Raw genomic sequence first — 23,012 nt, 5'->3', positions numbered from 1 at the left:
TTGCAAGCGGTGAAATTTTTCGCATTATTTGCAAATTAAAATCAAAAGGCTAATGTTAGGTTGTTTAACATTAGCCTTTCTTTATCTCTTATCTCTTACGACATCCTTCCATTCTCAATACCAATCACCTGATCACAAATAGCCATAGTCGATTGGCGATGACTCACGAGAATAATCAATTTTTCTGCTTTCACGTTCAACAATGATTTCAAAATCATCGCTTCGTTTAAACTATCTAAATTGCTAGTCGGTTCATCAAGCAAAATAATCGGCGCATTGTGTAAGAAGGCACGAGCAATACCGATACGTTGTTTTTCTCCATCAGAAAGGTTACCGCCCAATTCCGTCATTTTTGTTTGATAACCTTCTGGCAAGCTTAAAATGAAATCATGAATTGATGCTTTCTTCGCGGCTTCCATAATTTCATCTAACGTTGCGTCACGGCGGGCAAGGCGAATATTTTCCTCGATAGTTTCGTTGAAAATATAGGTTTGCTGAGTAATGTACGCCATATTGTCTCGCAAACTACGGGTGTTGATATTCGGTAAAGTTTCACCGTTAATTTTAATGCTACCCGATTTAGGATCGTAAAAACGCATCAGCAGTTTTAACAGGGTACTTTTACCGCTACCACTTCTGCCATGAATGCCTAAGATTTCTCCTTTTTTCACAGATAAGCTAACATCCGATAAAATTTGTTCTTCACCGTAGGCAAAGTTTAAGTTCTCAACATCAATGCGAGAAACCTCTTTCAAATCGACCGCACTTTCTACGTCTTTTAATTCGGGTTCTTCTGCTAGCAAGCTCAATACACGCTCACCTGAAGCCAAGGTTTGTAACAAGTTGCTTGAAAGGTTACTTAATGCAATAACCGGGCCATAGCTCGACATCAATAAAATCACGCCAATTAAAAAGGCAGAAAAATCAATCTTATCTAGACTAAACAAAATTAAGCCCGTGAATAACATAATGATGTTAAACGCTGATACCGCCACTTCAGTGTAAACGCGCACTTTCGCTTCTTGGTCTTTAATGCGCTCAAAGGCTGTATCGATTTTTTGGCTGCGTTGTTGAATTTCATTTAAACGTTGTTTCGCATAGCCGAAAAGTTGGATTTCTTTCATGCCTCGTACGCTATCAAGGAAGAAATCATTCATTTCGCCTACTAATTCACGATAGCGTCGGCCATCTTCACGCGCCAATTTGGTGGTGATAATGGGTAAAATCACGCCCACCGTTAAATAAGCGGCTAATGCCACAAGCACAAACCAACCTGAAAGATGCCCAAAGACTAATAATAAAATCGCAGAAGTAAAAAACGCGATCATAATCGGTGCAATGGTGTGCGCATAGAATACTTCGAGCAATTCGATATCATTAGTCACCAAGGACACTAATTGCCCCGCTTGCTTGTCTTGCAACTTCACAAAAGCCAAGCGGCGTAAAGAAGAAAACACTTTATCACGCAATAAGGCCAATAATTTAAAAGCAATGTAGTGCCCTGACATTTGCTCTAAATAACGCAACGCGCCACGAGCCACCGCTAACACGATAAGTGCGGTCAAAATTCCAGAAAAACTTAAATGGGTGTCAAAGTTTAATAAATTTACTAAACCCATCGCTCCAAGCACCATGATAAAGATAGCGGCAAGGAAACCGAGCGTTCCCATCGTGATGGTAAACGCCATGATATGCGCCAATGGAGTCACTAATTTCAATAAATGCCCCATCACAACAAAACCATTTTTACGCATTTGCCACCTCTCTAATTTGTTCTAAATCTTTTTGTTGTTGGAACATTTCAGCGTACGCACCTTGTTTTGCCATGAGGTCTTTATGCGTGCCTTGCTCAATCAATTTGCCTTGTTCAAGCACGTTAATGCAGTCTGCATTCACGGCATTGGCCAAGCGGTGAGAAATCATTACAATGGTTTTTTGTTGTTTAAATTGCTGAATGAACTGCAAAATAATTTCTTCGCTTTCTACATCAATGTTACTGGTCGCTTCATCAAAAATATAAAGCTTGGCATTGTGTAATAAAGCACGCGCTAAGGCTAAACGTTGGATTTGACCGCCAGATAAATTCGCGCCACGGCTTAATAACTGCATCTCTAATCCACCATTATCTCGAACGAATTGCGCCAAATTAACTTGTTCTAAACACGCATAAATTTGCTCATCTGTGGCATCAACTTTCGCCATCTTCATGTTTTCACGTAGCGTACCTTTAAACACATAACTGCTATGGCTCACCAAAGAGACTTTTTCATAAAACGAATGACGATCAATGGATTGAATTTCTTGACCATTGAATAGAATTTTGCCTTGTTGTGCTTTATTAAAGCCCATTAGCAATGAAACCAAAGTGGATTTACCACAACCACTTTTACCCACAAATACCGTAAGCTGATTTGGTAAGATGCTTAAATCCAAGCCAACAATCGCAGGCTTCTCTTCGCTGTAAGCAAAATGCAGATCTTGAATATCCACTTGAATAGCATTTTTCGCTGCAAAATCGACCGCTTGTGTTTGAGTTTCCACGGGCGTATCTAACAATGTGAAAATCTTATCTGATGCCGCTTTACCATTCATCGCTACATGGAAGAAAGAACCCAATAAACGAAGCGGAATAAAGAATTCAGAAGAAAGCAGAATAAATAAAATGACGCCTAATACGGTTAATTGATTGTCTTGGAATTGCAACAACGCCGTTAAAATCCCAATTGCCGCACCACCGTAAGCCAGTAAATCCATCAGCGATACTGAGTTAAGCTGCATGGTAAGCACTTTCATGGTAATTTTGCGGAAATGTTCTGCTTCTTCATCCATTGCTTTTGCTTTATAAGCATCATCTTGATAGATTTTCAGCGTAATTAAACCCTGTAGGTTATCTAAGAAACTGCTGCCTAATCCCACATAAATGGACCAATATTTTGCCAAGAGTTTTTTCGCAATTTTGTTCACTGCAATGATCGACATCGGAATCAACGGCACACAAATCAGCAAAATTACGGCTGTTTTAAAGCTGAAAAAGATCAGGAAAGCAAAGAGTGTGAGTGGAGCAAGCAAGCTATAAAAAAGCTGAGGCAAATAACGCCCGAAGTAGATTTCAAGCTGCTCCACACCTTCTGAGGCCACTTGGATAATGCTTGAAGTAGATTGTTGATTCACTTGGTTAAGCGGCATTGAAGCCAATTTGCGATAGATGAGGCTACGCAGCTCATGTTTGACTTTCGTACTGGCAAAATAAGAGGCCTGCACCGATTTTTTACCTGCAAAGGCACGCAACGCCAAAGCAGCAATTAAAACGATACCCAAAATGACCGCACTTATAGGGCCCAGTTCATTAAAATAAGCCGCCTGTAAAATATAAGAAAACACGACGGCACTAATAATCCCACCAATTAACGCCACCCAATTCCATAACACCGTGATGCCAATCCATTTTTTACTGTCGGCCACCGTGTTAATTAGGCGTTTATCTATCATCATAATGATTGCTCCTAACACTTTGATTTGCAGATATAGGTGATAAACCTATTAAGATCCATCTACGGGAAATAGATAAATTTCACAGAAAATTCTATCAAATAAGTTAGCGCTTATAAATAATGAGAATGATTTTTAATACTTAAGTGGTATTTAAAGCGATTTACATCAAGAAAAGAGCTTTAATGTATGTCTTTTGAGCTCTTGTCTATTGTACTTTTTGGAGGTATTGGAAAACAAAATCTTCATAAGATTGGCACTTATGAAGATTTTGGTGTTAATAGGAAAAATGGTATGGGCATTATTGTAAAACAATGCGATCACGATTTTTTTCAAGTGTGGCGTTTCCAATACCAGAAACTTCTTTGAGTTGTTCAACACTTTGAAATGCACCATGTTTGGTGCGATATTCTATAATGGCTTGCGCTTTTTTGGCGCCAATGCCAACTAGTTTATCTTGGATTTCTGCTGCACTGGCTGTATTGATGTTTAGTTGATTTGGATTAGCAGCAACAGTGCTAGGCGCTGTAGCAGGCTGCGTTACAGTTTGTGTAACAGGTGCGGTGTTTGGCATGGTTGCAGGGATGATTTGTTCCGCAAAAGCATGACTAGACATAATTAGCCCACTAAGTAAGCAAGTTTTGATAAAGTGTTGTGGTTTTTTCATGAGATTTCCTTCTGTGTTGAAAATGGCAACACAATACAAAGGGCAATATTTTTGCTCAAGCAGCAAAATTGGAATTTTCGAGCGAGATCGCAAAAATAGGCAAACAGGAGCCTTTTAAGGCTGAATTGGCAGAAATAAAGCGTTTTTGTCACAAATCAGAAAAAACAGACCGCTTGCAAATATAAATTTTCGTAAAAATCGTGCCGAAAAGGCGGAAATAATTTAGAATAAAGGTAATTTTTTTATCTTCTATCGGATCAAATTATGTCTCAGAATAATTTTCGTAAAGAGCCAACTTTTGGCGAACCTTCAAACAATACACAAACTCCAAACGTTTCAGCCGAAGCAGAAAATGTAAAACCTATTGCGCCTTCACTTCGTACGAACACTAGCCCAGGTCATACTTTTGTGCCACCGCTTAAACGTCCAGAAAACAACACAGAAGCGCCAAAAGCTGAAGAAGTAAAAAAAGCTGAAACCGCAAAACCAACAGGATTTACTTTCGAGCCTGTGGCAGAAAAAGCAGAGAAAACAGCTGGTGCAGCTGCACAAGCGGTTAAAAATGCTGAAGAATCTGCAAAAAGTGCGGTGCAAGAAGTGGCAAAAGCTGCAACAGCAGCGGCAGAGCGAGTGATTCCAAATGTTAATGCAGGTCAAAGTGCTCAAAAACCAGCTGCGACTCCATCAAAAGGTCGCCGTTTAGGTTTAGTTGCATTATTAGCCGCGATTCTTGGTGCAGTATTCTTCTGGTTAAAACCAAGCACGCCAGAAACGGTGGAAGAGTTGCAGCAACAACAAGGTGGCAACTTACCAATTGAATTCCGTCCAGTGGATGAAGCGGAAGCTCAACGTGCTGAGGCTCAAGCTAAAGCAGAACGTGAAGCAGCTGAGAAAGCACAACAACAAGCGCAACAACCTGCTCAAAGTGAAACGACAGCTGCGACTCAACCAACTGAGCAAGTTCAAACGCAAGCAACGCCACCGGCAACAATTGGTCAAACACCAGCTGTGGAAACGCCGATTCAGCCAACAACACCAAATGCGGTAAACACTACTACTGAGCCAACGCAAACAGCGGCAAATACTGGATTACCAACACCACCAGTTAAGGTAGAAACACAAAAACCAAAAACACAAGGTAGTGTAATTCATCAATCTGAGCATAAAGCAACGCAAAAACAACCGCCTGTAAAAGCCATGACAGCGGCTGAATTTAATGAGAAAAAAGCGAAAAATGCACAGATGGATCAGTTAGTGAAGAATGTAGAATCAGGTAAACCTGTTCCAAAAACAGCTACTGCACCAGCAACACAAAAACATGCAGAGAAAGCTGCAACAACAGCTGCATCTGCACCAGTGGCTTCAACCAATAATGCGGCAGTTTCTAGCAAAACGATGACGGTACCGAAAAGTACTTCTTTAATGCAGGTATTCCGCGATAATAAACTGAACATCTCTGATGTGAATGCGATGAGCAAAGCAAATGGCATCGTGAGCAAATTAAAAGAGAATGAAAAAGTCACGGTTCGTTTAGATAAAAACAATCGTGTTGTAGAAATGAGTATTGGCTCAGGCGGTAAATTTACTCGTCAAGCTGATGGTTCTTACACCTTTAAATAATCCTTTTTGCTAAACGCAACGCCATGCGCGTTGCGTTTTTTTATCCTAGGAGTGTATATGACATTTATTGCCAAAAAGCCCCTTCAAATTATGATGCTTTCTTTAAGCATTGGTTTAGTTTCTGCATGTGCAAAGATTGAGCCATCTCCAGTTGAGCAAGTCCAAAAAGCCAACAAAGTCAAAGCTAAAAATAGCGCACAAGCTACAAAAGTCAGTAAAGCTAAAGCACAAACGGAAAGCCGTTTTGTTTGCCAGAATGATCGGCAAGTGCGCGTAGCGTATTTGAAAAAACAAAATGGTCGTAACGTTAAAAGCAATCGTGTAACCGTAAGTTACAACGGTATTTCTCACACACTTTCTCAAACAGTGACGAAAAATGGCAAGAAATATAGCAATATGCGCTGGACATGGTGGGAACCTCGCAATGGTAAAGCAACATTGATTGAGAATCCGCAAAAACCGTTGGCAGAAAATTGTACTAAAAAGAAATAGAATTAAAGCATGAATATTCTAGTGATTAGCCCTTCTTGGGTGGGCGATATGATGATGTCTAACGCCCTTTATCAGCAACTCAAAACAAATTATCCTGATTGCGAAATTGATGTGATGGCACCTGATTGGTGCCGTCCATTATTAGCAAGAATGCCACAGGTAAGAAATGCTATTTCCATGCCAATTGGGCATGGTGCTTTTCGTCTTGCTGAACGTTATCGATTAGGGAAGGCGTTACGCAATCAATACGACTTGGCAATCGTGTTACCCAATTCGTTAAAATCCGCGCTGATTCCTTTTTTTGCGAAAATTCCAAAGCGCCGTGGTTGGAAAGGCGAAAGTCGTTATGGCTTATTAAATGATTTGCGCACCAATAAAAATGACTATCCAATGATGGTGCAACGCTACGTTGCCTTAGCTTTTGAAAAAGGGCAAGTGCCGAGCGCTGAGAATTTGCAGATTGCTTTTCCTTATTTGCAAACGCAAGCGGTCGAAATTGCGGCAACCAAAGCAAAATTTGAAACGGCGCTTAAACAAACCGAAAACCGCGCAGTAATTGGTTTCTGTCCTGGTGCAGAATTTGGCCCTGCAAAGCGCTGGCCGCATTATCATTATGCAAAATTAGCAGAAATGTTAATTGAAAAAGGTTATGCAATTTATCTATTTGGATCGAAAAAAGACCAAGAAGTTGGAGAGCAAATTCGTCAAAGCATGCCGGAATCATTACAACCCTATTGCTTGAATTTGGCGGGGCTAACTGATTTAAACCAAGCGGTTGATTTAATTGCAGAGTGCACCGCAGTAGTTAGCAATGATAGCGGATTGATGCATATTGCCGCAGCGCTGAATAAACCTTTGGTTGCTTTATATGGCCCAACTAGCCCAACTTATACGCCACCGCTTTCATCAAATGCTCAAGTCATTCGTCTAATTGAAGGTGGCTTAATTAAAATCCGAAAAGGTGAAGGTGCGGAAGGTTATCATCAAAGCATGATAGACATTACGCCGGATAGCGTGTTAGCTGCGCTTAAAAATTTTGGCATCAATTAAATTTGGGTATATAGACTCGAGTCAAGCGGTTAAATTTTGCAAATTTTTTACAGATTTAGCCCGCTTGTTGGAGCGGAAATATGCAAAAAATAATGGAAGTCAGCTTTTTAGCAAATAAACAAAACGAGTATCGACTTTATAGAAAAATTGTAAAAGGCAATTTGTGGAAACGCCCTGAATACCGCATATTTATCATTTTTGAGTTTTGTGTGGCGTTCATTACTGGCCTGTTTTTGGGCTTTGCCTATTTATATTTTAAAAATGTCTATTGTTTCCTTGATCATTATGGGTTTGATGAACTTCAAGATTTTGAAATTGCCATTTGGTTGACGATGATTGGGTTGATTATGCATGCAGTATATACAAACCGCATTCGTCCATACCTTAGTAATCGTGCTTGGTTTCGGATTTCATTTCAAGCTGATAAGGAACATCGTTACACTTGTGCCCTTTTAGAAAAGGGTATTTTGCTTCAGTTTGATGAAGAAAATTATTCAATCACGAGTTATTCTCAGCTTAATAAAGTGATAAGCATGAGTGAACACTTGATTATTATCACAAATTCCTTCAAAATGTTTATTATTCCTAATCATGCATTTGAATCAGTAGAGCAATGTCAGCGTTTTCAAGATTATTTAACCAATAAAGTGAATGAAAGTACTCATAGTTAAAACCTCTTCCATGGGGGATATTATTCATACTTTGCCAGCTTTAACTGATGCACAAAAGGTAATTCCTCATATTCAGTTTGATTGGGTTGTAGAAGAAAATTTTACAGAAATTCCACATTGGCATTCAGCGGTAAACAAGGTTATCCCTGTTGCAATTCGCCGTTGGCGGAAGAATCTTTTCTCATGGCAAACATGGCGAGAGTGGCAGGCATATTTAACCTTATTGCGGGCGGAAAAATACGATGCGGTGATTGATGCACAAGGCTTGATTAAAAGTGCGGTGTTAGTCACAAAGCAAGCAAACGGTGTGAAGTATGGTTACGATAAATATTCTGCACGAGAAGGCTTGAGCAGTTGGTTTTACGATAAAACATTCAATATTTCTTATCAACAACATGCCGTCGCGCGGATTCGTCAGCTTTTTGCCAAGGCGCTAGATTATACCTTGCCTGAAGAAATAGGCGATTATGGCATCGTCCAACATTTTGCAAAAAATAGAGAAAATTCGACCGCTTATGTGGTGATGATTCATGCTACTACGCGTGCTGATAAGCATTGGCCTGAAACACATTGGGCGGATTTAATTCGGTCAACAACCGCGTTAGGTTTGCGGGTGCATTTACCTTGGGGAAATGAGCAAGAAAAGGCGAGAGCAGAACGCTTGGCAAAATTATCTGCAGATGTTGTGGTGTTGCCGAAAATGTCGTTGACTGAGTTGGCGTTGGAAATTGCAAATGCAAAAGCAGTCGTATCAGTTGATACAGGATTAAGTCATTTAACCGCAGCATTGGATAAACCGAATATTATTTTATACGGCGCAACTGACCCGAAACTAATAGGGGCGTATGGTAAGAATCAGCATTATTTAACCGGAAATAATATGGAAAGCATTTTACCGTATCGCGTTTGGCAAGGTTTGGAAGCTTTATTTGAATAAAATAAAAATGGGGATATTTGTTGATGACTTGCAAAACATTAATCTCTTTTTCCCTTCTTGAGTAAATCACACTTAAAATTATAAGGAAATCGTTTTATGAAAAAACTATCGCTAATTGCTGTTCTTAGCCTTTCTCTAACCGCCTGTGCAAAACTCGCAATGCCAACTTTAACCAATACTGCAAGCCCTATTGCTCAAGTTTCTGCGAATTTGAGTGATAAAGAATTCGGTGAGCATATTCTAAAAGAAGTTTACCCTAATGCAGTCTATGATAAAAAAGAGGGTTTATGGAAAGTTGTTTCAGGGGATATTGAGCATTATGTTGATTATGATTTGAAAGATATTCAAACTAGCAACGGCGAAAAACGTTATTTAGCGCTGAACTATAGCTTAAGTTTATCGAGAATTTTTAATGAAGAATTGCGTTTATATACTTTCAAAAAATCATTAAATGGTTGGGAGTTAGAAAATCAAGAGTATATTGATGGCGATGTTGATGCATTAAATAAACACCCATTATTTAAAGATGAAGACAAGTATCTTGGTAACGCGAAGGTGGTTCAGCTCGGAAAAGAAGCACTAGGTTTCCAATTATATTTTGCTGATGGTGGCAGTGGCGGTATGAATAGCGATATCCGTTGGATCTACGTTGTTGACAATAAAATGAAAGCCATTACGGGTTGCTATTCGGAAGAATGGCGTTGGAATCCAATGTCTGTTGAGTGTAAACCGAAAATTCGTTCAAATCTTAAATCGATAGATGGTTTTTATCCAATAGAACTCAATTATAAGATTACAAAACATACTGTTGGCGATAATAGTTTAAGTGGTGCTGAACAATGGAATGCTAGAAAAAAAATAGGGGCTCATAGTGGTGTAGTACGAGTAGATTTTAATCACCAAACACAAACCTATGAATTACCTACTGATTTTAAAGAGATTAGTTATGATCACGATAAACTATGGCAGTACTTTAATAGCGCAACCACCTCTAAAAAAAGTAAGTAATCATCAATAGATAAGAGAAATTTATGATAAAGAGGGAAATCTTTTGTCTAGGCTATCAGCTATTCAGATAGATATTATGGTGGACTGAAGGTAAGTGATAGTCATGAACAAGCTGCGCTATGCTTGACATTTGATCGTAATCCCTCTAGAATTTAGCGTCCTTTCAAATTCGAAAGGACGTTTTTTAATTTTATTTTTAATAATTTTAACTGGAGCTTTTAAATGGCAACTATCAACCAATTAGTACGCAAACCGCGTGTGAAAAAGGTTGTAAAAAGCAACGTTCCTGCATTAGAGGCTTGCCCGCAGAAACGTGGCGTGTGTACTCGTGTATACACTACTACACCTAAAAAACCAAACTCTGCATTACGTAAAGTTTGCCGTATTCGTTTAACTAACGGTTTTGAAGTAACTTCATACATCGGTGGTGAAGGTCACAACCTTCAAGAGCACAGTGTTGTGTTAATCCGTGGTGGTCGTGTTAAAGACTTACCGGGTGTGCGTTACCACACTGTACGCGGCGCATTAGACTGTGCAGGCGTTAAAGACCGTAAACAAGGTCGTTCTAAATACGGCGTTAAACGTCCTAAAGCTTAATGGAACTCCGTTAAGTAAGGCCAAACGTCTAAATTTTTAAATTTATACCATAAACTCCAGTCAATCGTGCTTAGCACCATAGATGAGTTTTGGAATATCCTGAATATATATAAACGGAGTATTTACAATGCCACGTCGTCGTCGTATTGAACCTCGCAAAATTCTTCCAGATCCAAAGTTCGGTTCTGAATTACTTGCAAAATTCATCAACGTTTTAATGGTTGATGGTAAAAAATCTACAGCAGAAGCTATCGTTTACGGTGCTTTAGAAACCTTATCACAACGTACAGGCAAAGATGCTTTAGAAGCTTTTGATGCTGCACTTGAAAATGTACGTCCAACTGTTGAAGTTAAATCACGCCGTGTGGGTGGTTCAACTTACCAAGTGCCAGTTGAAGTACGTCCAACTCGTCGTAATGCATTAGCAATGCGTTGGGTTATCGAAGCAGCTCGTAAACGTGGTGATAAATCAATGGCATTACGTTTAGCAAACGAATTAACTGACGCAGCTGACAACAAAGGTTCAGCAGTGAAAAAACGTGAAGACGTTCACCGTATGGCTGAAGCGAACAAAGCATTCGCACACTTCCGTTGGTAATCGTTGCTTTAAAGCAAAATTATTAGGCTTCATCTCTGATTTTTTAGGTGAAGCCTTCCCCATATTAAGAATTTAAACCCAAACAAGGTAATAAGTAAAAATGGCTCGTGTAACTCCTATTGAGCGCTATCGTAATATCGGTATCAGTGCTCATATCGACGCAGGTAAAACAACTACCTCTGAGCGTATTCTTTTCTATACAGGTGTAAGTCACAAAATCGGTGAAGTTCACGATGGTGCTGCAACCATGGACTGGATGGAACAAGAACAAGAACGTGGTATTACCATCACCTCTGCTGCAACAACAGCATTCTGGTCTGGTATGTCACAACAATATCCACAACATCGTATCAACGTTATCGATACTCCGGGACACGTTGACTTCACAATCGAAGTTGAACGTTCAATGCGTGTTCTTGATGGTGCGGTAATGGTTTACTGTGCAGTAGGTGGTGTTCAACCTCAATCAGAAACTGTGTGGCGTCAAGCAAACAAATATCAAGTTCCACGTATTGCATTTGTAAACAAAATGGACCGTACTGGTGCGAACTTCTTACGTGTTGTTGAACAAATCAAAACTCGTTTAGGTGGTAACTCAGTTCCTCTTCAACTTCCAATTGGTTCAGAAGAAAACTTCAAAGGTGTGGTTGACTTAATCAAAATGAAAGCAATCAACTGGAACGAAGCTGACCAAGGTATGACATTCACATACGAAGATATCCCAGCAGATATGTTAGAAGCGTGTGAAGAATGGCGTAATAACCTTGTTGAAGCAGCAGCTGAAGCATCTGAAGAGTTAATGGACAAATTCTTCTCTGGTGAAGAGTTAACTGAAGAAGAAATCAAAACAGCGTTACGTCAACGTGTATTAGCAGGTGAAGTAATTCCAGTTTGCTGTGGTTCTGCATTTAAAAACAAAGGTGTTCAAGCAATGCTTGATGCGGTAATTGATTACTTACCAGCACCAACAGATATCCCAGCAATTAAAGGTATCAATGAAGATGACACTGAAGGTGAGCGTCACGCAAGCGATGATGAGCCATTTGCTTCATTAGCATTCAAAATTGCAACTGACCCATTCGTAGGTAATTTAACCTTCTTCCGTGTGTATTCAGGTGTAATTAACTCTGGTGATACTGTTTACAACTCAGTTAAACAAAAACGTGAACGTTTTGGTCGTATCGTACAGATGCACGCTAACAAACGTGAAGAAATCAAAGAAGTTCGTGCGGGCGATATCGCTGCAGCAATCGGCTTAAAAGATGTAGGTACTGGTGACACATTATGTGCATTAGACGCACCAATCATTCTTGAGCGTATGGAATTCCCAGAGCCAGTAATCTCTGTTGCGGTAGAACCAAAAACTAAAGCTGACCAAGAAAAAATGGGCTTAGCATTAGGTCGTTTAGCACAAGAAGACCCTTCATTCCGTGTTCACACTGATGAAGAATCTGGCGAAACTATCATCTCTGGTATGGGTGAGTTACACTTAGACATCATCGTTGACCGTATGAAACGTGAGTTCAAAGTGGAAGCAAATATCGGTAAACCACAAGTATCTTACCGTGAAACTATCCGTACTCGCGTTAACGATGTGGAAGGTAAACACGCAAAACAATCTGGTGGTCGCGGTCAATATGGTCACGTTGTGATTGACTTATACCCATTAGATCCAGAAGGTCCTGGTTACGAATTCGTGAACGAAATCAAAGGTGGTGTAATCCCTGGCGAATACATCCCTGCGGTTGATAAAGGTATCCAAGAACAACTTAAATCTGGTCCATTAGCGGGTTACCCAGTAGAAGACATCGGTGTACGTTTACACTTCGGTTCATACCACGATGTGGACTCATCTGAGTTAGCATTTAAACTTGCAGCGTCATTAGCATTTAAAGCAGCGTTTGCAAAAGCAAACCCAGTATTACTTGAGCCAATCATGAAAGTTGAAGTGGAAACTCCACCAGACTACGTGGGTGATGTAATCGGTGACTTAAGCCGTCGTCGTGCAATGGTAAATGGTCAAGAAGCAACAGAATTCGTTGTTAAGATCAATGCTGAAGTTCCATTATCAGAAATGTTTGGTTATGCAACAGACCTTCGTTCACAAACTCAAGGTCGTGCATCATACTCAATGGAACCATTAAAATATGCTGAAGCTCCGAAAAACGTTGCTGATGCAATCATTGAAGCACGTAAATCTAAATAATTAGATAAATCGTTATTTCAACCCGAGCCATAGCATAAGGTTATGGCTCATATTTTAGGAAACTATCAAAGTGTCTAAAGAAAAATTTGAACGTACAAAACCCCATGTAAACGTGGGTACAATCGGTCACGTTGACCATGGTAAAACAACTTTAACAGCTGCAATCACAACTGTATTAGCGAAACACTTCGGTGGTGCAGCTCGTGCATTCGACCAAATCGATAACGCTCCAGAAGAAAAAGCACGTGGTATCACCATCAATACTTCACACGTTGAGTATGATACAGCAACTCGTCACTACGCACACGTTGACTGTCCAGGACACGCGGACTACGTTAAAAACATGATCACTGGTGCGGCACAAATGGACGGTGCTATCTTAGTAGTGGCAGCAACAGACGGTCCTATGCCACAAACTCGTGAGCACATCTTATTAGGTCGCCAAGTAGGTGTTCCATACATCATCGTATTCTTAAACAAATGCGATATGGTTGATGATGAAGAATTATTAGAATTAGTGGAAATGGAAGTTCGTGAACTTCTTTCACAATACGACTTCCCAGGTGATGATACGCCAGTAGTACGTGGTTCAGCGTTACAAGCGTTAAACGGCGTAGCAGAGTGGGAAGAAAAAATTCTTGAATTAGCAAACCACTTAGATACATACATCCCAGAGCCAGAGCGTGCGATTGATAAACCATTCTTATTACCAATCGAAGACGTATTCTCAATCTCAGGTCGTGGTACAGTAGTAACAGGTCGTGTTGAGCGTGGTATCATCCGTACTGGTGATGAAGTTGAAATCGTAGGTATCAAAGATACAGCGAAAACAACAGTAACTGGTGTAGAGATGTTCCGTAAATTATTAGACGAAGGTCGTGCGGGAGAGAACGTTGGTGCATTATTACGTGGTACTAAACGTGAAGAAATCGAGCGTGGTCAAGTATTAGCGAAACCGGGTTCAATCACTCCACACACAGACTTCGAATCAGAAGTTTACGTATTATCAAAAGAAGAAGGTGGTCGTCATACTCCATTCTTCAAAGGTTACCGTCCACAGTTCTACTTCCGTACAACTGACGTAACAGGTACAATCGAGTTACCGGAAGGCGTAGAGATGGTAATGCCAGGCGATAACATCAAAATGACAGTATCATTAATCCACCCAATCGCGATGGATGAAGGTTTACGTTTTGCGATTCGTGAAGGTGGCCGTACAGTAGGTGCTGGTGTTGTTGCGAAAATCATCAAATAATTAAGTTTAAGCTTAATTAGAGATAGCAATATCCGAGAAGGGCATATCGTAAGATATGCCCTTTTTGTATCTAAAAATTGGATGTCTTTTGTGATATTTAAAAATAAAAACAAGCGGTTAATTTTTATCTAACTTTTGCAAAAGTTTAGTAGAAATTAACCGCTTGTTGAATAAAGAAATCGTTTAGCGAGCGCGATACACTACGATGGTTTTACCATGCGCAGAAATGAGACCGTCATCTTCTAGCATTTTTAAGATTCTGCCAACCGTTTCACGGGAGCAACCAACCATCTGTCCGATTTCTTGACGGGTAATGCGAATTTGCATACCTTCAGGATGGGTCATTGCATCGGGTTGCTTTGTCAAATTCATTAAGGTTTGTGCAATTCTGCCAGCCACATCTAAGAATGCTAGGTTGCTCACTTGGCGAGAGGTTTGTCTGAGACGGCGCGCCATTTGGGCAGAAAGATACATTAAAATATCCGGATTCATATGGATAATTTGTTTGAACTTTTTATAAGAAATCTCTGCAATTTCACAGGTTTCTTTGGTTTTTACCCAAGCTGTGCGAGGTTGAGTTTTCTCTTCAAACAAGCTAATTTCGCCTAGAAATTCTCCTTGCCCTAAGTTGGTTAACAGCATCTCTTTGTGTTCATCATCTTTGACAAACACAGAAACTGAACCGTTTACGATGTAGTAAAGTGAATCGGCATCATCGCCTTCTTGAATAAGTGTATATTTTGCTGGATAGCGATGAACATGACACTGAGTTAAAAACCACTCGACTACAGGATCGTGGATCGAGGGTGATGGAGTTAAATTATCAATAGGTGCCGTGCTAAGCGTCATATCTTGCATAAAAATTCCTGTTTCCGCTTCTTTTGATGATTTAGAGGTAGTTCGGGGTATCTTAGCATAGAAATTAGTGAGAACCTAAAAAGGATTTTTTATCCTTAATATCTAGGCTTTCATGTAATTCAGACCAAACAATTACCACTTTTTCTGCCTTTAATTGCGCTAGCAGACGCGCTCTTTTTTCTTCAAGCGATAATTCTTGTCTGCCGTAGTCTGTCCCTTCTCGAAGAATGAAAGAGTCCAACACGTTATAAAGCGTACTTTCTTCTAGCTCTTCCCATGGAATGATCATAGATTCTCCTAGTCAAACAGAGGTCTTATCATGCTCCACTGTTTTTCAAAATTTTGATGTTGATTGGAGGTGAAATTTGAGCGAATCAAACGTAGAAATTGTCCTTCACAATAACTTACCAAATAGCCAGCTAAAAGGCGCTCATCTTCAAACCGTCTTCCCGGTTCCAATTTACGCATTTGCAGAATATTAGTTAGCTGTAACTCTAATCCATCAAAGAATTTAGCAATACGAGCTTTGAGCAACTGATCTTCAAACATAAGTGCATGGCCGGTTAGAATACGAGTTACCCCAGGGTTTTTGCGTGCAAATTCAATAATGGTATAAAGAATCGCTTTGATGACTGTCGCGGTTGTTTGTTCTTTGCGTTTGCAAGTGTAAATATAACGGGTAAGCGTTTGTTCAATACGTTCAATCAATGCCTCAAACATTTTGGACTTGCTTGGGAAGTAGCGATAAAGCGCACCTTCAGACACACCAACCGCTTGTGCTAAGCGTTCCGTGGTGACACGTTGCATTCCATCTTCTGAATTCAATAATCCAATGAGCACTTCCAATACTTGTTCTTGGCGCTCTTTAATGGATTTTTTGGGCATTTTGATTTTTGGTTCTGTCATAGTTTCTCGAATTATTGCTTGCCTGAGTGACCAAAACCGCCTTCACCACGTTCTGTTTGTTGGAAGTCGGTTACAATGTTAAAACTTGCCTGTACAACAGGAACAAAAACTAATTGTGCAATGCGGTCGCCTACTTCGATAGTAAATGGTTTATCGCTACGATTCCATAAAGAAACCATTAATGGCCCTTGATAGTCTGAATCGATTAAGCCAACTAAATTGCCCAGCACAATCCCATTTTTGTGACCTAAACCCGAGCGAGGAAGAATGACTGCTGCGAGATTTGGATCTGCAATATAGATTGAAATACCCGTTGGGATTAACACGGTTTGTCCGGCTTCAACGGTCATTGGTGCTTCAATTAAAGCGCGTAAGTCTAGGCCGGCTGAACCTTCAGTTGCATAAGTTGGCAGCGGGAATTCGGTGCCAATACGGCTATCTAGGATTTTTAAATCAATTTGTTTCATGGTCATTTTTACCTTTAAAGAAATGGGTTATGTTAATTTGGTTGAACGAATCATTTGTTATTTGAATGTGTTATTTACGATAACGTTCAACAATTTCATTAACCAATAATTCTGCTAATTTGCCTTTTTCAGCAAGCGGTAAGATTTTCTCGCCATTTTGCCAAAATAGATGGAGTGCATTTTGGTCTTGTCCAAAAACTTGCCCTCCAGAAACATCATTGGCGCAAATCATATCTAAATTTTTACGTTGAAGTTTGCTTTTGGCATATTCTGCCACGTTTTGCGTTTCTGCTGCAAAGCCGACCACAAATGGACGATTTTCCGTTAAATGGGCAACACTTGCGATAATATCGGGGTTTTTGACCAATTTCAGCGTAAGTTCATCGTTATCGTTAGTTTTCTTGATTTTCTGGGTAGCAATTTCCGCAACACGATAATCAGCGACAGCAGCGCAACCAATAAAAATTGCAGATTGTTGTGCAAATTTGACCGCTTGTTCTGCCATTTGCTCGGCTGAAACTACATCAATTCGTTTAACTTTAGCCGGTGTTGCTAAATTAACTGGGCCACTAATGAGTGTGGCTTTTGCGCCTCGTTTTGCAAAAGCCTCAGCAATCGCAAAGCCCATTTTTCCTGAACTATGATTAGAAATATATCGTACTGGATCAATAGCTTCTTGAGTTGGGCCAGCAGTAATAACAACACTGATATCAGCGAGATTTGGTAGCAGATTAAATGAATCGCTTACTGCTTGGAAAATCTCCATAGGTTCAGACATTCTGCCTTTGCCTACATCACCACATGCCTGAAAACCACTATTCGGACCAATAAAGGTGATGCCACGCTGAGCTAAAATTGCTAAATTCTCTTGTACAGCTGCTTGTTTGAACATTTGTTGGTTCATGGCTGGTGCCAATAAGATTGGTGCGCTTGTTGCCAAACAAAGGGTAGAGAGTAAGTCATTTCCCATGCCTAAGCGAAGGCGCGCAATAAAATCTGCTGAAGCAGGCGCAATCACAATACGATCTGCCCATTTTGCCAGCTCAATGTGCCCCATTGCTAATTCTGCTTGTGGATCTAACAGAGAAGTAGAGACCGCATTGCCTGAAATGGCTTGTAAAGTAAGCGGGGTAACAAAAGCTTCTGCAGCTGGTGTTAGTACAACGCGCACCTCTGCACCTGCATTTTTGAAATGGCGAATGAGCTCAATGGTTTTGTAAGCAGCAATACCGCCAGTGATACCAACGAGAATTTTTTTATTTGTGAGCATGGCTTTCAATAAATGTGAAAATAGTTCCAGTATTTTAACGAAACAAGCAAATGCTCACAACCAAAAATTTTTGCGATGTGACTCGAAAAATTTAGGATGAGTTTTTGCAGGACGAGCTTTGCTATTTTATGCTAAGCCTATTTAAAAAGAGCATGAGCAAAAATGGAACAATCAGAAATTGAGTTGATGCCGCGAGAAAAATTATTGCAATACGGGGCGCAATCATTAACAGATGAAGAGTTGTTAGCAATTTTTCTTCGCACCGGCATAAAAGGAATCCCCGTCATGAATTTAGCGGAAAGTGTGTTGATTGCTTTTGGCTCGTTGCGCGGTTTGTTAAGTGCTAGTCAAGAAACGTTCTGCCAAATAAAAGGATTAGGCTTAGCACAATATGTACAATTACAGGCGACTAAAGAAATGACCAAGCGCTACCTTTCTCAAGAAATGGAAGCCAAAGCGAGTATCACAGATCCATTATTGGCGATTATGTACTTTCAGGCTGAATTGGAAGATTATGAACGAGAAGTGTTTATGGTATTATTTTTAGATAACCAACATCGTTTAATTCATACCGAAAAAATGTTTTTCGGCACTATCAATCAAACTAGTGTTTACCCAAGAGAAGTGATAAAAGTCGCATTAAAACACAATGCTGCAGCAATTATTGTGGCGCATAATCATCCTTCAGGCAGCTGTGTGCCAAGTGAGTCAGATAGACAATTAACCCAAAAAATGGAGCAGGCGTGTGATCTTGTTGATATTCGGTTTGTGGATCATATTATTGTTGGAAAAGGTGACTATTTTTCTTTTACCGAAGAGAAAGTCCAAGCGAAAATGTAATAACACTTGAATTTGGACTCTGAGATGCGTATAATCGCAAGTCTTTAAATATGACTTTGGTCGGGTGGATACCTGACGAGGTAGTGGGTATGCTGTGTTGAGTCAGCCCCCATAGCCCGAACCATATAACTTACTTAAGTAATTGGAGAATTAAAATGTCAAGAGTTTGCCAAGTAACCGGCAAGCGTCCAGCAGTTGGTAACAACCGCTCACACGCATTAAACGCGACTCGTCGTCGTTTTTTACCAAACCTTCACACTCACCGTTTCTGGGTTGAAAGTGAAAACCGTTTCGTAACTTTACGCTTAACTGCGAAAGGTATGCGCATTATTGATAAAAAAGGCATTGATGCAGTTTTAGCTGAAATCCGTGCTCGTGGCGAAAAAATCTAAGGAGCTAACAAATGGCAGCTAAAGGTGCTCGTGAGAAAATCCGTTTAGTTTCTACAGCAGAAACAGGTCACTTCTACACAACTGACAAAAACAAACGTAATATGCCTGAAAAAATGGAAATCAAAAAATTTGATCCAGTAGTGCGTAAACACGTTATCTATAAAGAAGCTAAAATCAAATAATTTTAGTCAAATTTCAAAAACCCAAGCAAGGCTTGGGTTTTTTTATGAGCAATTACAAGCGGTTTAATTTTGCCAATTTTTTGCAAAATTAAGCTGCTTAATTTTCATCATAATTTGACATTTTTTAACCTTTATTAGCTGGCTACTTTCAAGTATAATCGCCGAAAAATATATTTTAAAAATCCTAATGGCTTAAAATTTACGTTTTAAGCCATTATTTATAGCATAAATCCTGCCTTTATATTCTCCAGTGCCTTTTAATGGTTTGATTAAAATCCCTTCAGAAAATAACCGCACTTTTATGTTTCATTATTTTAATTATGAGGTCTTTTTAGGTAATTTTTATGAAAAAAATTGCATTTCGTCTTAACTTTTTAACCGCTTGCGTTTCATTAGGGATAGCCTCGCAAGCATCGGCAGGACATACTTATTTTGGGATTAATTACCAATATTATCGTGATTTTGCTGAGAATAAAGGGAAGTTCACAGTCGGTGCTCAAGATATTGATATCTACAATAAAAAAGGAGAAATGATAGGTACGATGATGAAAGGTGTACCTATGCCTGATTTATCTTCCCTAGCAAAAGGTGGATATGCGACGTTGGTTGGTGATCAAACGTTAATCAGTGTTGCGCATAATGTAGGTTATCAAGATGTTGATTTTGGGATGACAGGACATAATCCCGATCAGCACAATTTCAAATATAAAGTCGTCAAACGTTATAACTATAAAAATGATAGTACGCACCGTTATATGACAGACTATCAACATCCAAGACTTGCTAAATTTGTCACTGAAGTTGCGCCTATTGAAATGGTTTCTCGCATGAATGGGAAGGTTTATACCGATTTGAAAAAATACCCAATGCGTGTTCGTGTCGGTAGTGGTCATCAATATTGGAAAGATGATAACAATAATACAAACGCAGACTTGGCCTATGGCGGTGCTTGGCTTACTGGTGGTAATACCTTTATGGATGGCGGCACGGGAGATGGTCATCTCTATTTAAATGGCAGAGTGCAAACCCCTAATGAATATGGTCCATTGCCAATTGCAGGCGCTCAAGGTGATAGTGGCTCTCCTTTCTTTATTTATGATAAGGAACAGGGAAAATGGCTATTAAACGGTGTGTTACGTGAAGGGCATCCTTATGCTGCGGTGGGCAATGGATATCAAATTGCACGCCAAGATTATCTTGAAGAGGTTCTAGAGCAAGATCTTGCTGCCAGATTCTTTTTAAATAACGCAAATTACACATTAAAAACAACTCAAGATGGAAATGGCACCATTACGCAAAATGGCAGACGTTCCCAAACCATTGGTTTGTATAATAGCGCTTTACCATTTGATTCTCGTGGCGGAAATAATGGTGATGAAGCTCCAACTTATAAAGGGCCGAATCCATGGTCGCCAGCATTACATCATGGTAAAAATATCTACTTAGGGGATATGGGAAAAGGTACACTGACTATCGAAAATACGGTAAATCAGGGAGCTGGTGGCTTATATTTTGAAGGGGATTTTGCCGTTAAACCAAGTGATAACACCGTGACTTGGCAAGGCGCTGGTGTCTCTGTTGGAGAAGAAAGTACGGTTGAATGGCAAGTACATAATCCGGAAGGCGATCGCTTATCCAAAATTGGGCTGGGAACCTTACTTGTTAATGGTAAAGGGAAAAACTTAGGAAGCCTGAGTGTGGGTAATGGTCTTGTTGTATTAGATCAACAAGCAGATGATGCGGGTCAAAAGCAAGCCTTTAAAGAAGTCGGGATCGTTAGCGGGAGAGCAACAGTTAAACTGAATAGCGAAAACCAAGTGGATCCGAACAACATTTATTTTGGTTTCCGTGGTGGGCGTTTAGATCTTAACGGTCATTCATTAACCTTCGAGCGTATTCAAAATATCGATGAAGGTGCGATGTTGGTTAACCGTAATGAAACTCAGGCAGCCAATATTACCATTACAGGAAATGCCACTGTTAATAGTGATGCAAAACAATTAACCAATAAAAAATATATCGCATTTAACGGTTGGTTTGGTGAGCAAGATAAAGCCAAAACAAATGGTCGTTTAAATGTGAATTATCAACCAGTTAATGCAGAAAATCATTTGTTGCTTTCTGGGGGGACAAATTTAAACGGCAATATCACGCAAAATGGCGGTACGTTAGTTTTTAGCGGTCGTCCAACGCCTCATGCTTACAATCATTTAAATCAAAATCATGCCAAAATGGAAGGTTCAACCCGAGGAGAGGTGATCATTGATGATGATTGGATTAACCGCACTTTTACAGCTGAGAATTTCCAAATTCAGAACGGACAAGCGGTCGTTTCTCGCAATGTTTCTGCAATTAATGGTAATTGGCAATTAAGCAATAATGCTAAAGCCACTTTTGGTGTGACACCAAATCAAGAGAATTTGGTGTGTATCCGTTCAGATTGGACTGGCTTAACAGAATGTAAATCAGAAAATCTAACAGAACAGAAAACAATCGACTCATTACCAAGAACAAAAGTCAATGGTAACGTGCATCTAATGAGCTCAGCAAGTGCGGTGGCATCTGGCTTAGTTGATTTAATCGGTAACGTGAGTTTAGCACAGAATAGTCAATTTACATTAAGCCATAATGCAACCCAAACCGGTTTGTTAAACCTTGTTAATCAGGCGAATGCTACTGTGAATAATGCACGGTTAATGGGAAATGTAACATTATCAGATTCTGCTCAGTTTAATTTAGCGAATAGTCGTTTTTCACATCAAATTAGCGGGACAGAAAGCACAACGGTTAATTTAGAAAACGCAAATTGGACAATGCCTGCAAGTACTACTTTAGGTAGTTTGGCACTCAATAATAGTGAAATTACGCTGAATCCAGATTTTGTTACTCAAGCGAACAATAGCCAATTTAATACGTTAACGATCAGCGGCAATTTAAATGGTAACGGTATTTTTAATTATCGTACTTATCTAAACCAATATTTAGGAGATAAGTTACAAGTTAATGGCCAAGCGCAAGGTGATTTTAAATTAAAAGTGCATAATACAGGTGCAGAACCAACCGCTTTAGAACACCTGACTCTGATGACGCTTCAGCAAATGCCATCTTCTGGGCTTAATGTTACTCTCGTAGATAATTATGTGGATGCGGGGACATGGCGTTATGAATTGGTTAAAGATGGTAATCAATACCGCCTTTATAGCCCAATGAAAGAGGCTGAACTACAAGCAGAAGAAGCAAAACGCCTTGCTGAAGAGCAACGTAAAGTGGAAGAAGCGAAACGTTTAGCAGAAGAACAACGCAAAGAGGAAGAAGCAAAACGCTTGGCGGAAGAACAACGTAAAGCAGAAGAAGCAAAACGTTTAGCCGAAGAGCAACGTAAAGCGGAAGAAGCCAAACGTCTTGCTGAAGAGCAACGTAAAGCGGAAGAAGCGAAACGCTTAGCCGAAGAGCAACGCAAAGCTGAAGAAGCTCGCAAAGCTGAAGAGGCACGCAAAGCTGAAGAGG

Annotated in this window: 22 protein-coding genes; 14 read left to right on the top strand and 8 right to left on the bottom strand. The window is 39.9% G+C overall.

Going from position 1 to position 23,012, the window contains the following annotated elements; genetic code table 11:
* Positions 1–95: 95 nt before the first annotated feature.
* The 3 genes from HSP_RS0103525 to HSP_RS0103515 form a co-directional block, all read right to left on the bottom strand.
* A complete protein-coding gene (locus HSP_RS0103525; RefSeq protein ID WP_007526563.1) occupies positions 96–1,754 on the bottom strand; it encodes an ABC transporter ATP-binding protein in 1,659 nt (552 codons plus the stop codon).
* Complete coding sequence (locus tag HSP_RS0103520) at positions 1,747–3,492, bottom strand: ABC transporter ATP-binding protein/permease (RefSeq protein ID WP_007526542.1); 1,746 nt, start codon at positions 3,490–3,492, stop codon at positions 1,747–1,749. Before HSP_RS0103520 ends, HSP_RS0103525 begins: the two co-directional genes overlap by 8 nt.
* A 298-nt stretch (positions 3,493–3,790) precedes the next feature.
* Entirely contained in the window at positions 3,791–4,156 is a 366-nt protein-coding gene (locus HSP_RS0103515) for a ComEA family DNA-binding protein (RefSeq protein WP_007526568.1), read from the bottom strand.
* A gap of 264 nt (positions 4,157–4,420) precedes the next feature.
* Between HSP_RS0103515 and HSP_RS0103510 the strand changes: the two genes are divergently transcribed.
* The 10 genes from HSP_RS0103510 to tuf all read left to right on the top strand — a co-directional run bounded on the left by HSP_RS0103510 (position 4,421) and on the right by tuf (position 14,590).
* Positions 4,421–5,776 carry a LysM-like peptidoglycan-binding domain-containing protein gene (locus HSP_RS0103510; RefSeq protein WP_007526565.1) on the top strand — a complete coding sequence of 452 codons (1,356 nt, stop codon included), beginning with the start codon at positions 4,421–4,423 and terminating at the stop codon, positions 5,774–5,776.
* Positions 5,777–5,833: 57 nt separating this feature from the next.
* On the top strand, positions 5,834–6,268 hold the full coding sequence (locus HSP_RS0103505) for an MliC family protein (protein ID WP_007526553.1): 435 nt from the start codon (positions 5,834–5,836) through the stop codon (positions 6,266–6,268).
* A gap of 9 nt (positions 6,269–6,277) precedes the next feature.
* Complete coding sequence (waaF, locus tag HSP_RS0103500; RefSeq protein WP_007526557.1) at positions 6,278–7,318, top strand: lipopolysaccharide heptosyltransferase II; 1,041 nt, start codon at positions 6,278–6,280, stop codon at positions 7,316–7,318.
* Between the two features lie 80 nt (positions 7,319–7,398).
* The gene (locus tag HSP_RS0103495) at positions 7,399–7,989 is read left to right on the top strand and encodes a YcxB family protein (RefSeq protein WP_007526561.1); all 591 of its coding nucleotides are present in this window, start codon (positions 7,399–7,401) and stop codon (positions 7,987–7,989) included.
* Entirely contained in the window at positions 7,970–8,926 is a 957-nt protein-coding gene (gene rfaC / locus HSP_RS0103490; protein WP_029495130.1) for a lipopolysaccharide heptosyltransferase RfaC, read from the top strand. Before HSP_RS0103495 ends, rfaC begins: the two co-directional genes overlap by 20 nt.
* A 96-nt stretch (positions 8,927–9,022) precedes the next feature.
* A complete protein-coding gene (locus HSP_RS0103485) occupies positions 9,023–9,934 on the top strand; it encodes a hypothetical protein (protein ID WP_010128899.1) in 912 nt (303 codons plus the stop codon).
* A gap of 222 nt (positions 9,935–10,156) precedes the next feature.
* Positions 10,157–10,531 (top strand): 30S ribosomal protein S12, encoded by a 375-nt coding sequence (rpsL, locus tag HSP_RS0103480; RefSeq protein ID WP_005543325.1) that lies wholly within the window; start codon positions 10,157–10,159, stop codon positions 10,529–10,531.
* A gap of 127 nt (positions 10,532–10,658) precedes the next feature.
* Positions 10,659–11,129: a 30S ribosomal protein S7 gene (gene rpsG / locus HSP_RS0103475; RefSeq protein WP_007526570.1), complete on the top strand. Its 471-nt coding sequence runs from the start codon at positions 10,659–10,661 to the stop codon at positions 11,127–11,129.
* A gap of 100 nt (positions 11,130–11,229) precedes the next feature.
* A complete protein-coding gene (gene fusA, locus HSP_RS0103470; RefSeq protein ID WP_010128874.1) occupies positions 11,230–13,335 on the top strand; it encodes an elongation factor G in 2,106 nt (701 codons plus the stop codon).
* Between the two features lie 70 nt (positions 13,336–13,405).
* Positions 13,406–14,590 (top strand): elongation factor Tu, encoded by a 1,185-nt coding sequence (tuf, locus tag HSP_RS0103465; RefSeq protein ID WP_010128873.1) that lies wholly within the window; start codon positions 13,406–13,408, stop codon positions 14,588–14,590.
* Between the two features lie 183 nt (positions 14,591–14,773).
* On the opposite strand, the gene crp is transcribed toward tuf, so the two are convergent.
* From crp to coaBC, 5 genes are all read right to left on the bottom strand, one after another.
* Positions 14,774–15,448: a cAMP-activated global transcriptional regulator CRP gene (gene crp / locus HSP_RS0103460; RefSeq protein ID WP_007523820.1), complete on the bottom strand. Its 675-nt coding sequence runs from the start codon at positions 15,446–15,448 to the stop codon at positions 14,774–14,776.
* A gap of 64 nt (positions 15,449–15,512) precedes the next feature.
* Complete coding sequence (locus HSP_RS0103455; RefSeq protein ID WP_007523824.1) at positions 15,513–15,737, bottom strand: YheU family protein; 225 nt, start codon at positions 15,735–15,737, stop codon at positions 15,513–15,515.
* 8 nt (positions 15,738–15,745) lie between these two features.
* Entirely contained in the window at positions 15,746–16,354 is a 609-nt protein-coding gene (slmA, locus tag HSP_RS0103450) for a nucleoid occlusion factor SlmA (protein ID WP_007523773.1), read from the bottom strand.
* Between the two features lie 11 nt (positions 16,355–16,365).
* Positions 16,366–16,821, bottom strand: a complete 456-nt coding sequence (gene dut, locus HSP_RS0103445) for a dUTP diphosphatase (protein ID WP_007523795.1) — start codon at positions 16,819–16,821, stop codon at positions 16,366–16,368.
* Between the two features lie 70 nt (positions 16,822–16,891).
* On the bottom strand, positions 16,892–18,091 hold the full coding sequence (gene coaBC / locus HSP_RS0103440) for a bifunctional phosphopantothenoylcysteine decarboxylase/phosphopantothenate--cysteine ligase CoaBC (protein WP_007523912.1): 1,200 nt from the start codon (positions 18,089–18,091) through the stop codon (positions 16,892–16,894).
* A gap of 162 nt (positions 18,092–18,253) precedes the next feature.
* Between coaBC and radC the strand changes: the two genes are divergently transcribed.
* From radC to HSP_RS0103415, 4 genes are all read left to right on the top strand, one after another.
* Complete coding sequence (gene radC / locus HSP_RS0103435) at positions 18,254–18,931, top strand: RadC family protein (RefSeq protein ID WP_007523887.1); 678 nt, start codon at positions 18,254–18,256, stop codon at positions 18,929–18,931.
* Positions 18,932–19,086: 155 nt separating this feature from the next.
* Positions 19,087–19,323: a 50S ribosomal protein L28 gene (gene rpmB / locus HSP_RS0103430; protein ID WP_005599762.1), complete on the top strand. Its 237-nt coding sequence runs from the start codon at positions 19,087–19,089 to the stop codon at positions 19,321–19,323.
* Between the two features lie 11 nt (positions 19,324–19,334).
* Positions 19,335–19,505 (top strand): 50S ribosomal protein L33, encoded by a 171-nt coding sequence (gene rpmG, locus HSP_RS0103425; RefSeq protein ID WP_005613503.1) that lies wholly within the window; start codon positions 19,335–19,337, stop codon positions 19,503–19,505.
* 344 nt (positions 19,506–19,849) lie between these two features.
* Positions 19,850–23,012 (top strand): S6 family peptidase (locus HSP_RS0103415; RefSeq protein WP_010128853.1); only part of this gene is annotated, 3,163 nt, incomplete at its 3' end.

This window comes from Haemophilus sputorum CCUG 13788, from assembly GCF_000238795.1.
GTDB lineage: Bacteria > Pseudomonadota > Gammaproteobacteria > Enterobacterales > Pasteurellaceae > Haemophilus_A > Haemophilus_A sputorum.
Note: the sequence above shows the minus strand (reverse complement) of the source record. Positions and strands in the feature narration are given on the sequence as shown.